Origin of the sequence: Alicyclobacillus sp. SP_1, assembly GCF_024706985.1 — a bacterium.
Taxonomy (GTDB): domain Bacteria; phylum Bacillota; class Bacilli; order Alicyclobacillales; family Alicyclobacillaceae; genus Alicyclobacillus_I.
This window is the reverse complement of record NZ_JAMCCX010000083.1, coordinates 1-12,789: the sequence shown is the minus strand read 5'-3', so window position 1 is coordinate 12,789 and position 12,789 is coordinate 1. Positions and strand designations below refer to the sequence as shown.

Annotated in this window: 13 protein-coding genes; all 13 read left to right on the top strand. The window is 48.2% G+C overall.

The window, feature by feature from the left end:
• The first annotated feature begins 132 nt into the window (after positions 1 to 132).
• The gene (gene hpf, locus M4I36_RS14905) at positions 133 to 678 is read left to right on the top strand and encodes a ribosome hibernation-promoting factor, HPF/YfiA family (RefSeq protein WP_258112550.1); all 546 of its coding nucleotides are present in this window, start codon (positions 133 to 135) and stop codon (positions 676 to 678) included.
• 174 nt (positions 679 to 852) lie between these two features.
• The gene (locus tag M4I36_RS14900; RefSeq protein WP_258112549.1) at positions 853 to 1,107 is read left to right on the top strand and encodes a hypothetical protein; all 255 of its coding nucleotides are present in this window, start codon (positions 853 to 855) and stop codon (positions 1,105 to 1,107) included.
• Between the two features lie 223 nt (positions 1,108 to 1,330).
• Positions 1,331 to 2,236 (top strand): class I SAM-dependent methyltransferase, encoded by a 906-nt coding sequence (locus M4I36_RS14895; protein WP_258112548.1) that lies wholly within the window; start codon positions 1,331 to 1,333, stop codon positions 2,234 to 2,236.
• 351 nt (positions 2,237 to 2,587) lie between these two features.
• Positions 2,588 to 3,127 (top strand): sigma-70 family RNA polymerase sigma factor, encoded by a 540-nt coding sequence (locus M4I36_RS14890; protein WP_258112547.1) that lies wholly within the window; start codon positions 2,588 to 2,590, stop codon positions 3,125 to 3,127.
• A 55-nt stretch (positions 3,128 to 3,182) separates the two neighbouring features.
• Positions 3,183 to 3,401 (top strand): flagellar biosynthesis anti-sigma factor FlgM, encoded by a 219-nt coding sequence (locus M4I36_RS14885; protein WP_258112649.1) that lies wholly within the window; start codon positions 3,183 to 3,185, stop codon positions 3,399 to 3,401.
• Positions 3,398 to 3,712 (top strand): hypothetical protein, encoded by a 315-nt coding sequence (locus M4I36_RS14880; RefSeq protein WP_258112546.1) that lies wholly within the window; start codon positions 3,398 to 3,400, stop codon positions 3,710 to 3,712. The genes M4I36_RS14885 and M4I36_RS14880 overlap by 4 nt, the downstream gene beginning before the upstream one ends.
• A gap of 60 nt (positions 3,713 to 3,772) precedes the next feature.
• The gene (gene flgK / locus M4I36_RS14875) at positions 3,773 to 5,347 is read left to right on the top strand and encodes a flagellar hook-associated protein FlgK (protein ID WP_258112545.1); all 1,575 of its coding nucleotides are present in this window, start codon (positions 3,773 to 3,775) and stop codon (positions 5,345 to 5,347) included.
• A gap of 44 nt (positions 5,348 to 5,391) precedes the next feature.
• On the top strand, positions 5,392 to 6,318 hold the full coding sequence (locus tag M4I36_RS14870; RefSeq protein ID WP_258112544.1) for a flagellin N-terminal helical domain-containing protein: 927 nt from the start codon (positions 5,392 to 5,394) through the stop codon (positions 6,316 to 6,318).
• A 59-nt stretch (positions 6,319 to 6,377) separates the two neighbouring features.
• Positions 6,378 to 7,214, top strand: coding sequence for a flagellin N-terminal helical domain-containing protein (locus M4I36_RS14865; protein ID WP_258112543.1), 837 nt, complete (start codon positions 6,378 to 6,380; stop codon positions 7,212 to 7,214).
• 83 nt (positions 7,215 to 7,297) lie between these two features.
• The gene (gene fliD / locus M4I36_RS14860) at positions 7,298 to 8,839 is read left to right on the top strand and encodes a flagellar filament capping protein FliD (protein ID WP_258112542.1); all 1,542 of its coding nucleotides are present in this window, start codon (positions 7,298 to 7,300) and stop codon (positions 8,837 to 8,839) included.
• A 14-nt stretch (positions 8,840 to 8,853) separates the two neighbouring features.
• Complete coding sequence (locus M4I36_RS14855; protein ID WP_258112541.1) at positions 8,854 to 9,165, top strand: hypothetical protein; 312 nt, start codon at positions 8,854 to 8,856, stop codon at positions 9,163 to 9,165.
• A 71-nt stretch (positions 9,166 to 9,236) separates the two neighbouring features.
• The gene (locus tag M4I36_RS14850) at positions 9,237 to 11,507 is read left to right on the top strand and encodes a tetratricopeptide repeat-containing glycosyltransferase family 2 protein (protein ID WP_258112540.1); all 2,271 of its coding nucleotides are present in this window, start codon (positions 9,237 to 9,239) and stop codon (positions 11,505 to 11,507) included.
• 147 nt (positions 11,508 to 11,654) lie between these two features.
• On the top strand, positions 11,655 to 12,789 hold a 1,135-nt coding region (locus M4I36_RS14845), incomplete at its 3' end, for a glycosyltransferase (protein WP_258112539.1).

Below are 12,789 nucleotides of genomic sequence, written 5' to 3'. Positions count from 1 at the left end.
CTGGGCGCTGATGAGGTGTTGTTCACAGGTCCGCAGGGGTCGGTGGGTCGAGTTGTGATAATTTCAGACAATTTGCGATGACTTTCCGGGCTGGCAGCGGTATACTATGCGTACGAAGGAGGAGTGATGTCCATGAACATTCAGGTACATGGTGATCACCTTGGAGTTACGCCAGCGCTGCACGACTTTGTGGACAAGAAGTTGGGTCGCTTGGAAAAGTACTTCGATGCTCCGCCAGAACGCGAAATTTCGGTGACCATGTCGGTCGAGCGCGGTATGCACAAAGTAGAAGTGATGTTGCAACTGCATGGCGTTTTGTTTCGGGCAGAAGAATCGTCCGAAGACATGTACACGTCGATCGATCTCGTGGTGGACAAACTGGAACAGCAAATTCATCGCCATAAGACAAAATTAAACCAGCGTTTCCGCAATCAGGGGTTGCGAACGCGGGTGCGTGAGGATTTTATCGGCGGCAGTCGAAGTCCGGATGAGAGTGAACCGCGCGTCGTTCGCACGAAGCGCTTTCCTATAAAGCCGATGGATATCGAAGAAGCTATGATGCAAATGGATTTGCTCGGCCACGATTTTTACGTCTTTCGCAATGCGGAGTCAGAGGAAGTCAATGTCATCTATCGCCGCAAAGGTGGCGATTACGGGTTGATTGAGCCTCAGTATTGACGGTATTGACAAGGGCGTCCCAGTTGGTGGGGCGCCCTGATTTTTGGCACGTTGACTGTCCACCCCGCATACCTCTTCTGTAACAAGCGTAGGCACTTCTCCGCTGCTGAATGCTGAACTCAGGCAATGCGGTGAGCAGAAGGGTGGCGGAATTTTGACATGGGAGGGAACACTATGGGTATTCTCGTTTATATCGCACAATTAATCGGATTTGTCATTGTGTGGCGCGCCTCTCTGTTCGTGCTGCAACTGGTTTTGCCCGCACTGAAACTATCTATGTGGACGAGGCTCGTCGTCAACGTCATCGCCATCCTGTTGTTTATTGCCGTCATTGATGTTGTGCCGTCCCACAGTTGGGTCATTGGACTGTCTGCCATTTTAGTGGCGATTCTATCGGCCACGATGCTTCCCCCCAAAAAGTCTCGTTGAGCGTCCGAGCAGGAAACGGCCCTGCTCTAGTCGAACATGGCTATCACGGTGCTTTGAGAAGCGGTCGGGTGACGGTCAGAGCGAGCAAAGCGTTGCGCCTGACCAATACCGTACTCGTGACGCCCGCCTTGGTGTTGGCGCTCCGCTTGGTGCGCGTATCCCCGACTTGCTTCGCCAGTATCGGAATCTTGGCGCACTGTTCGCCTAGGGAGGAACGACCTGTTTGGCAGAATCCACTTCCGCATGGACATCTCGACTTCACGTGCACGATGAAGTGTACCGTGACTTCTTAAACCAGCCGGATTTACCCCAGCGTTGGCTCTTGGAACAAACGATTTACACGGGACCGTCGCGGCGTTCGCTGTTACCCCATTTGCCACTCAAAGATGGCATGCGGGTGTTAGATGTTGGTTCTGGCTTTGGAGCTTTGGCGTTCGATCTCGCTGCAACCAAACGCCTCGACATCACAGCTCTGGATTCGGATGACGCGCTGACTGGCGTCGCAGAGCGCATTGCCCGTGCTTTGGATGACCGACTCGAGATTGTCTTTGAGCTTGGTTCGCGCGTTGATTTCGTCAGTGCTGATGTTTACGAACTGCGGTCGAAGGAAGAATTGGGCGTGTTTGACTTTGCCACGGCCCGGTTCCTGTTTCAGCACCTTAGCAATCCTTACGAAGCAGTCATGGCGCTTCGAAGTCGCCTTAAACCAGGTGGCGTCCTCTGCGTCATTGACGTGGACGATGGTCTTACCATCACCTACCCAGAAAATACGAACACGGGCTTTGCGGCCTTGCAGCGCGCGTTCGCAGAGTTGCAGTCGGCGGAGGGTAGGGACCGCAACATCGGCCGAAAGATGCCTCATCTCCTGAAACATGCCGGTTTCGACATCACGGCCACCGCGCTCCTGCCACAGACCCAATTCATTCAAACAACCGTGGAAGACCCTGGCGTGCAACTCACCATTCGCCGCTTTGAGGCTGCAAAGGACGATATGGTAGCCCACGGCATCTTAGGGGCCAGCCAGTTTGACGACTGTTTGGCAGCCTACCGCCAAGAAGTTTTGCAGCCACAGTTTCACATCACGAGTCAGGTCGTCATTTTGGCCACGAAGCCACTTGAGGAAGTCTAAAAGTGGGCTCGTACCGCAGTTTGTCTCGCCTGTGACGATGGATTGGTTGTGTGAGTCGGTTTTTGTATGGCGAAACTGGATGGTAGAAAGTGACCAAAACAGAGGAATGGTTCCAAAATTGATGTCGCGGAGGGGACGAAGCGATGAGGTTCGCTTTCCTCTGTCGACCTCTGTCGAACTTTAAGGTGTATTAGCTACTGCACTTTCTTGGTTCGCAGAGCGGGATCTCCAGAGCTTCGTATTGACGATATTCGCTCATCATGGGGCTTCTTTAGTCGCTCGGGAAAGTACCAACAATCAGGAACACAATATCTATTTTGCCCTTATTTTCAGAAAGGAACGAGAGGCCCTTTGGAATCGGGTTGGACTCAAGAACAAGAAAATTATGTACTGAGGCTTGCGCGCCGGTATGTTCGTTTGCGGCAGAGTGCAGCCATCGATGTCGAGGACTTAGTGTCTGCTGCGCGTTTGCGCTGGTGGCAGTATGCCAGTCGAGTAGACGATGAAATCGATGAGGAGGCGATTCGTCGTCATTTTTTCGTGCATGTTAAAGGGGCTATGCGCGATGCGGTTCGAGATTCGTCTCCTGTCAAAGTAACCCGCTCCATGCGCTCCAAGTTGGACGCCTATCAACAATTGACAACAGTGGACATTGAACACGCCATTGACATTCACGCTGGAGAACCGACGTACGATACCGAGTTGTGGATGGACCTAGTGCAGCAACTGAAGCGGTTGCCAGAGAGGGATGCACTTATCCTTTCGCTCTATTTTGAGCAAGATCTTACTTTCTCCGAAATCGCAGATATCCTCGACGTTGCCGTATCGACGGTGACTCGCTCCTATCAAAAAACGCTTGTCTTCCTCAAAAAAAATCTACAAATCTCCTGAGATGCACGCAAAATTCGACGAGAAACGACCGTGTATAGGAGTGTAAGGGGGATTGATGACTATGATACCTCCCATGGACGGGATTCAAAACGATGGAAATTCCAATAAGGTAGAGACTACGCGCCTGAATTCCATCGAGAGGGACGGCGCCATATCGTCGAGCAAGTCGAAGAAGATGGAAACGATTCGCGCTCAGGTAAAGTCGGGGTCATATCAAGTGAATTTCGAGAAACTAGCTGCCGCAGTATTGAGAAGTGGAGAGCTTGAACATTGAGCGAGACGCATGCAGAAATGAGCCGAACAGAAGTTTTTGAGATTCTCGAACGCATTGAAAGTATTACACAAGAGATTCAGGACAGGCTAACCCGCATGGAAAGTAATGGATTGGTAGACTTGGTGGTAAAGCAGTGCCAGTACCTTCAAGCAATCCCGGAATCTCTTGTGGACGATTCAGTCCGAGCTCGAATGACTCAATTGCTCAAGTCTGTTGGGGTTCAGCAACAGCTGGTGGAACAAGCTTTGGCGGTTTCTGATGAGTTCAACAGAGTGCTCGCGCCACATCGGGCTTATGCGCAGAAGGCCTGAGTCAGGTTGATTTGTATCTTCGAGCCTTTGCAGTGGCGTAGACGGAAAGGAGGAACGCAGATGCCGACGTCGACATTTCTTGCTCTCAACATTGGAGTCAGTGCGCTAGAGACCGCACAGCAGACGGAAAATGTCATATCCAACAATATAGCCAACGCCAGTACATCGGGATATGCAGTGGAGAATGCGGTGATTGACGAGAGTCAAGCTTTTCCCGCGAACAACGAGTCGCTTCCCGTGGGGCAGATGGGACAAGGCTCTCAGGTTGTCCAAATTCAACGCCAGACCAATGCATATCTGGATGCACAAGACCGTAGCAATCAAGGTTATTTGGCGATGTATCAAGCGCACCAGACCACCCTCACCCAGTTGCAGGGCATTATTAACGAGCCGTCGTCCAGTGGACTGCAGAATGCAGTCGACCAGTTCTTTCAGTCTTGGCAGACACTCTCTACGGATCCTACCAATACAGCTGCGCGACAATCCGTCATTTCACAAGCGCAGTCTGTCGCCCAAACCTTCGAAACCGTGACCAGCCAGTTGGAACAGCAGCAGCAGGGATTGGCACAAACTATCGAAGGTCAAGTCAATGAACTGGTAGGGTACTCGGCGCAAGTTGCGACTCTCAATCAACAGATTGCGATGCAGACGCAAATTGGTCAAAGTCCGAATCCTCTCTTAGATCAGCGGGCAGAATTCCTGAATAAAATGGCGAAGCTCGCGAATATCACTTATTCCACTCAATCAAACGGTGCGGTGAACGTCTTTTTGGGAAATGGCGCTAACGCCATCCCTCTGGTTGGCGGTAACGGGACTGCCAGTGAATACAATCAAGATTTGAATCCATCAATTACCGGGACCAACGTTGTTTGGACCGCATATAACGAGCCGCCCAGCTCGCCGTCAGAAACGTCGGATTATCTACCTTCCTCGTCCGGGTATACGGGACAGGGTTCGGTTACTTCACCCTCCAATTCGTTGTTATCCGCTATTAACTCAGGTGCCATTGCAGGAAATGTTCAAGGGCTTGATGACGCGAGTCGCACGTTGGCGAGCGTAAACGATTTCCTAAATAATTTTTCTTCGGAAGTGAATAGTCAACAGGCGGAAGGGCTGACACTCGGAGGGACAGCTGGGCCGCCCCTGTTTGAGGTGACTAACGACAGTGCCGGGAATGTTGTTTTGCAAGCCGCGCCAGACCCGAGCACGAATACGCCTTTTACCACGGCGGACATCGCTGCGGGGGGTGCGGCAGATGGTCCGGAAGGGAACTCCAACGCTACTGCTATGTTCCAACTGCAAAGTGCTGGTCAATCGGGTAGTGGCACTTGGCAGTATGTTCGTGTCGCCGGAGATAACGCAGTTACTGCTCCGTATTCCAGTAGTGGAACATTCGATGAGTCCCTGGCCTCAATAGTCTCTCAAATTGGCGTGGAGGCACAGAGCGTCAATAATAGCGAGTCGACAGCTAGTGCGCTAGCTCAGCAAAGTTCCACCTTGCGACAGTCCGTCTCTGGTGTGGACATGAATCAGCAGGCGGCGCTTATGGTTCAGTTTCAAAACTCCTATAATGCTGCAGCTAAATTTATTAGCGTGTTCAATAGTATGCTGCAAACGTTGATACAAAGCGTTTGAAGTCGTTATATCAATCTTTCTTTTGGGGAAGGGGGTAGCGTTCGATGCAAATCACTCAGCAGATGATGACTCAATCGTTTCTATACAATATTACAAATGACAATCAACGGATGCAGTCGCTCGAAAATGAGCTCTCTACAGGGAAAGTTTTGAACATGCCGGAAGATAATCCATTGGCCGTATCACAAGATATGTCCGTGCGAGCAACCCTTTCGCAGACGAGTGGCTACGAGAATACTATCAGCGCTGGCCTAACTTGGATGAATTCTACGAGTTCGGCTTTAAACCAAGTGATATCGTCCCTGCAGTCCATTCAGTCCTATGTCGTAGAGGCGATGAACTCCACCAATCAAACGTCTTCCTCCGAAGAAGCACTCGGGGAAACCATTAAGCAATTGGCTGGAGGTATATATCAAAGTCTCAATACAACTCAAGGCTCCCGATACCTGTTTGGGGGGACGCTACCACTTAGTGCGCCGGTGTCATCCAGTGCCGCAGATTCCACCGGCTTTTCCGTTAGCTCCAGTGCTACTGGGAACCTTCAACTTGAGGTTTCGTCATCTATAAATGTCACCATTAATGTAACTGCGGATCAAATTATGAATACGGCCCCCAACGGTACTTCAGACACTCTTCAAAGTACGTTGGACGGCTTGGTTACGCAGCTCTCCTCCGGGAATGCGAATCAATCCACAATGTCTTCCTTGTTGTCGTCGCTCCAAGAGAACCTGAGCAATGTTGTGAATGCAAACGCGGATGTGGGTGCCAGAATCAAGCGGTTGACATCACTTCAAAGCCAGATGTCGCAGTACTCAACAGTCCTCACGAACTATAAAGGGGACTTGGAAGACGCGAACATGGCGCAAGTCATTACACAATTCAACACGGATCAAAGTGTCTTTACCGCTGCTTTAAAGATGGGTTCAGAGGTTCTTCTTCCGTCGCTAGTGAGCTTTTTACCGAATGGATAACACAGGAGGTTACTCCTTGTTATATATTTTGAATCATATTTCGAAGGGAGATTACAAAAATGGGGATCTCATTCAGCGTTAACAACAACTCCTCCGCATCTGACATTCTGTCCAATTTGAATTACGTTCAGAATCAGTTGCAAACCTCGTACCAGCAACTTTCGAGTGGTAATCGTATTAACAGTGCAGCGGACGATCCGGCGGGATATGCTATCTCTCAGCAGATGACTTCGCAGGTGGATGGTCTCAATCAAGCTACGCAAAATGCACAGAATGCGACTAGCTTGCTGCAGACCGCCAGTGGCGCAATGAACCAAGTGATGAGCATTCTCCAGACGATGAACACGCTGAGCGTCGAAGCGGCCAACGGTACGCAGACGTCGACTGATTTGAACAATTTGCAGCAAGAATTTACTGCCTTGACAACCCAAATTAATGATATTGCGTCAAATACTCAGTTCAACACCATGACGCTGTTAAACGGCAACTATGCAACGACGGGACTAACGTTCCAGGTAGGAGCACAAGATACAACGGATCAGCAGTTGACGGTTACTTTGGCAACTATCACTTCATCTGCCTTGGGTATGTCTGGGGTGTCGATTAGCACACAGGCATCGGCTCAAGCGGCAATTTCCGCAGTTCAAGCCGCCATTACGAGTCTCTCAGCGTATCAAGCGAACGTTGGTGCGGTCGAAGATCAACTGAATTACACGATATCTAATCTTCAAAATTCTTCTGAAAATCTGCAAAATGCAGATTCGACCATCACAAATACCAATATGGCGCAGACATACACCAATTTCAGTCAGCAGCAAGTCCTGAATCAAGTAGGCATCGCCATGTTGTCACAGGCACAGCAACAACCGGATGCTATTTTGAAGCTCTTGAGCTAGTTCGTGTTGCTGTGTTGTTCAGTTGGTGGCCCACATACGTTGTGGGCCACTAGCCTATCTTGCTTGGAAAGGGGAGGTATCACGTGTCCTTTAATCCATTACAGGCCATTAATACGATTTCCAATCCTGGCGGCGTTGGACTCCCTGTGACGCAGTATACGCAGGCCATGCAGCAAGCCTTGGAGCAAGAACTGACGGTACAGCCGCAGCAACAGATTGATAGCTTGCAAACCTCGGAAAGTGCCCTCTCTGATTTGCAGACGGCTCTTCAAACATTTCAAACTGCAACTCAAACTCTTGCTAGCTCTCAAAACTGGAACTCTGTAACCGCAACATCGAGCGATACCACCGCCTTTACCGCAACGACCAGTGCAGGAGCTCAGGTTGGGTCTTACAGCATTTCGGTGACTAGCTTGGCTGGCTACCAGACATCCATTCAAACTGCGAATTTACAGACATCGGCGTCTGGAACATCGACCCTGTCAGCGGGAACATTGACGTTAACGCCAGTTTCAGGTTCCAGTAACTCGAGCGCTTCTATTAGTGTGACCTCTGGGGAGAGTCTGGAGAGCATCAGCCAAGCGATTAACGCTGATACGAGTTCTACAGGTGTGCAAGCCCAAGTGCTTGACACGTCGAACGGATATGCGTTGTCCCTCTCTTCTTCTCAGACTGGAACTGCCAATGGGTTTACAATTTCGGACACTGTCTCAGGCTCGTCATCCGGTCAATTTGGATTCGCCAACGAAAGTACCGCGACCAACGCCGACATGACGATTGACGGACAGTCTTTCACATCGAGCACAGATAGCTTCTCGAATGCCATCCCGAATGTTGTGATTAACGTTTCGCAGCTGGTGTCGTCCTCCCAGTCAGCGACCCTGACTATCGCCTCAAACCCATCGTCAAGTGTTACGGCGGTTAAGACGTGGATGGATGCTTACAACACACTTATTAATTTGCTCCATAAAGACACATCTTACCAGGCGGGTTCTGGTTCATCCAGTGCTCCGACGACCGGTCCTTTATTTACGGACGTCAATGCGAATAATTTGCTATCTCAGTTGCCATCGACCCTGAATGATGTCATAAGTACCAGCTCTGCTGCCGTTAACTCCCTTTCATCGATAGGCATCGTAGTAAATCCGACCAATGGAAATTTGCAATTTCAGTCTTCCTCTGGCTACAGCTTTGCTGGTTCAACGTTTACGGGCACCCTCCAGAGTGGGCAAACGATGTTTGAGAATGCAATGACTAGTAACCCTCAAGCTGTGGAACAATTGTTTGGCGTTGTTCAGATGAACGCAAGCACAGCCATACCCCAGACAGGTAGTATTTTGGGAAATATGAATGCTACACTGAACACGTATCTAGTGGGTAGCGATAATCAAGTTAGTCCTTTGCAGAGTGACATTAATTCTTTGCAAGCACAGCAACAAAATATTCAAAGTTACTTGACTCAGGTTAACTCACAGATACAGCAGCAGGTCGATGACTTTACGAAGCAATTGAATCAGTTGAATCTCGCGATGCAACAATCGCAATCGCAAATGCAACAGTTGGCTGCGTTGATGGGCGGCAGTTCGTCCTCCAGTACTTCATCTTCGACAAGTACGACCCTTTGAGTGGGGGTGAAAAGATGGAAACAGCGGACGAACATTTTGAGCGAGTTCATCTTCTCGGCTCAATGATACTCGAGGCCTTAGATAATAGACGATTTGTCGATGTGTTTGTCTTGCTTCAGCATCGTATGGACTTGATTGAGCGTTGCGTCCAGGGCGGCGTCACTTTGTCACTGCTCGATATAGAGACAGCCTCTGAATGTACGCAATTGATTATCACTCGAATCCAACATATGGTAGAGGACATGCAGTCGGAGTTCACCGCATACGTTTCCCAACTTCATGCCCACCGAGCGTATCGTTTTTCGCAATTAGTAAATGGGAAATGAGCACTTTGTCTTGAAATTGCGGGCTTTCATCCAATTTCTCGAAAATCAATTAAGAAGAAGGTGCTTTGTGCGTGCTACTCTCAGCATGTCTTATCGTTCGGGATGAGGAGTTGACCTTGGCCCGCTGCCTAGAATCTCTTGTGGGGATAGCGGATGAAATTATAGTAGTGGATACTGGTTCGAAGGATTCTACAAGGGAAATCGCTAAAGCCTACACAGACAAAGTCTTTGATTACGAATGGAGTCATGATTTTTCTGCCGCAAGAAATGAATCTTTGAGGTATGCAAGTGGGGATTTCGTCCTGGTTATCGACGCGGACGAGTGGCTGGATTCCTCTAAAAAACAGAAACTAAGGACTTCCCTAGAAGATTCTGCTGCAGATGGTTTTATGGTAAACATACAAAACTATGTTGATAACGGGAACAAATTAGTAGGAACGCGTCCTGTAATGGTGGTTCGCATCTTTCGCCGCGGTTATATGTACACGGGTTCTGTTCATGAACAAGTGGCGGGTGCCATTTTAAATGCTCAGAAATCGATTGAGAAATTGGATCTAGACATTCACCATCTCGGATATATCAATAAGGTAGTACATGCTAAGGACAAGTCAGCACGTAATGTGCGATTGATAAGGACTGAATTGCAGAGAAATCCGCAGGATTTATATCAGCGTTCCAACCTCATTGCGGAATATGTCCGTCTAGGTGAATATAAACAATCGTTGGACCTTATTGAGGAAAGTATAAAGATAATAGCCGAGATGCACTCGTCAAAATGGGACCACATTGTTGCTAGAATTTTTGTATTTCATGTGTCGTGCTTAGATGGACTGGGGAGAAAAGACGAGGCCATTCTGGTAGCGAAACGATATTGTAATATATATCCTGAATTGGCCGAGTTTCATTCTAGGTTGGGCATGCTGCTCGTTCAGACGAAGTCACCCGGTTCCGCCATCGCCCCGCTTACACGAGCCCACTCCTTGGGTGACCCTCCCGAAGCGCTTTTTGATTTAGTGAAGGGGATGGGGACATATTTACCGTCTCTGTTTCTCGGCCGAGCTTGGTCGTTGGTAGGAGACAAAGAAAGTGCGCGAGACTCTTATTTTAAATCATTCTTAGAAAACCCAAACCAAGATTTGCTCATATTACATTTGTTTGACTTGTTACCGCGGGATACGGATTTTCTTCGAAGTGAAATAGAAAGTAGAATCACTGACTTCCAGACACTTTGCAACTATGCGGAGGCTTATTGTGTAAGTGATTTGCCGGATGCTATGGAAGTCGTTACGCGAGTCGAAGCAAGAATCGGCGCCAATTGGGTTACGAAGAGGGCCAAAATTGCGGTCAAATGTCGCGAAAATCCCAAATCGTGTTACGAAGAACTTCAAGTTGACGACGAAGTGGAGTATAGGTTGTGGCGGCGCATTGTCGCAATAGAGAACAGCCTTGATATTGGTAACATAGAACCGCGTAGTCCAAGGGAACAAGAGCTCAAAGATTATTTTGAAGCTGGCTGGAAGGGAGCTCCTATTTGTTCGTTTGTGAGAGATCTCGTTTGCATGAATGCGACACAGATCTTGTCGAGTTGGCTCCCGAATGCCCCGGATCGTGAAGAGGTCTTTGAGTATCTCCAGTACAAAGACACTCTTATTCAACTTAAGGGTGTCTCGTGGCAAGGTGAGATTCCTTGGGAAAACGAGTTTCTGGCTTTAGATGCATTCACAAAGAAGTGCTATGAGGATGCTAACAGGCAGTTGAGTAGGGCTATGGCAGGCTCAGTCACAGTAAGACGAATACTTCTAGAGTGTGATATGGCACTGCGCTGCAACGATAGAATGAAAGCGGTGCAGTTGTTGCTACTCGGTTTAGAGGAATATCCAGACTCGATAACACTGAGGAATATTTTAGAGCTTTGGAAGGTTGATCAAAACCAGGAATTTGCTTCAATTGCGCTCAAAAGTGCGGAAATTGGAGGTGTTACTATGCGAGCGAGTGACATTTATCTTCAAACTTCGGTTAGAAGTATGCCTTTTCACTTGCAATTGGCATCCCTTCATGACCGAGGAGTGACACTCACTACTCAAATATTGTCATATTATGAGCAATGCAAATACGAAAACATGAGAAAATCTATTGAAGATTTGGAGAATTTGATAACCTTTATTAGGTCGTCGCTAAATCCAAACGTCGATGGTTCCCGAGAAGCCGACCTATCTTACGCCTACTATTACAAGGTGGCTGTTCGATGGTTTCTTAAGCCGGACTCTATAGCGGACGACCATTCATCGATGTTAGATTTCTGGAAGACTTGGTCGGAGACATGGAGGCGCGTGGGGAGCTAGCGTTTGTGCGAGACTGTGGACGTCGTCCACGGCCGCTAGTAATTCGTAATATATACTATATTTGAGCCAAGCTGTACCGAGTTTCGCGGATTTGTGATATGGATGGCTACATGCCCTTGATTAGTTTAAAATAAGGAGATCTGAAGAATGTCGGAACATGCGTGTATAACAAGCATTGTCATCCTAACACATAATAAATTGGCCTTCACACGACTATGCATTGAGAGCATTCGTCGATGGACGACCCCGAATACGTATGAGATCATTGTTGTTGACAATTGTTCTACAGATGGTACCAAGGAGTGGTTGCTACGCCAGACGGATATCTCGCCTATTTTTAACGCGAGTAACGTAGGTTTTCCTGCGGGATGTAATCAAGGAATTGCCCAATCGCAGGGGCAGAATATCCTGTTGCTCAATAACGATGTCGTAGTGACTGAGCATTGGTTGGACTCACTGATCTCCTGTCTATATAGCTCAAACACGATTGGCGCAGTTGGGCCGGTCACAAATAACGCTTCGAATTATCAGGCTATAGAAACGAACTACGGTGACGATATAAACGAAATGCAGCTTTACGCAGCAAAGATACGTGTGGAAAATTATAAGGTATGGGAGAGGAGATTGAAACTTGTAGGGTTTTGTATATTAATCAAGCGGAGCGTAATTGATCATGTGGGTGGACTAGACGAAAGGTTTTCGCCCGGGAACTTCGAAGATGATGACCTTTCGATCCGGATAATAAAAGCGGGGTACGACCTGGTGGTATGTAAGGATGTGTTTGTTCATCACTTTGGCTCCGCGACTTTTCGAGAAGATCCTGTTTTGTATAACGAATTAATGACATCAAATAGTCGAAAATTTATTGCTAAATGGGGATTTAATCCATCCTATTCAATGCTGATACGCCATGAAATTATCCAACTTATGGATAGACACGAGAAGACAGATGAACTTAAAATCTTAGAGGTCGGCTGTGCATGTGGTGCGACCTTGCTGCAAATTAAAAATTACTATCCAAATTCTGAACTGCATGGCATTGAATTGAATCATAATAGTGCTGACGTTGCATCGACATTTTGCACTGTCAGTGCTATGGACGCTGAGGAACCGCTTGCGTATCCTTTGGAGTACTTTGATTACATTATTGCGGCAGATGTTTTAGAACACCTGAAGAATCCATGGGATGTATCAAAAAACCTTAGCACTACAACGCAGTTAGGTAATCGCATCAAGCAGAACCTTGAAGACGCCGTTTCTGGTGAGAGCGAAAAGCCTTGGC